Annotated in this window: 1 protein-coding gene; it reads right to left on the bottom strand. The window is 60.4% G+C overall.

The annotated features are described in order from the left end of the window. Nucleotides 1-20: 20 nt before the first annotated feature. Nucleotides 21-386: ABC transporter permease subunit (locus SB658_RS22215; protein WP_410602358.1), on the bottom strand; the 366-nt coding region annotated here is incomplete at its 5' end.

Genomic DNA, 386 nt, shown 5'->3' with positions numbered 1-386 from the left:
GAGGCGCAGACGAGAACGCTTCATCGCACGCTCCTTCGAGTGAGAAGCCGTCCGGAGACGACGATGACGACGATGACGACGAGCTGGAGCACAGACAGCGTGCTGGAGTATCCGACGTCCTGATGCACAAATGCTTCCTGATAGGCGTACAGCCCGAGCGATCGCGACGCGTTGAGGGGTCCGCCATTCGTCATGATCAATGACACGTCTAGTGAGCTGGCGACGAAATTGATCACCTGTAGAACGCCCAAAATGAGTGTCGTGGGGAAGACACTCGGCCACGTCATCGACCAGAGGATCCGCCACGCGCCGGCGCCGTCGAGAGCCGCGGCCGCGTATATGTCGTCCGGCACGCGCTGAAGCGCGGAGAGGTAGATGATGATGAC

The sequence above is a fragment of the Bacillus sp. SIMBA_008 genome (genome assembly GCF_046535495.1).
GTDB lineage: Bacteria > Bacillota > Bacilli > Bacillales > Bacillaceae > Bacillus > Bacillus subtilis.
This window is presented reverse-complemented; position numbering and strand designations above follow the sequence as displayed.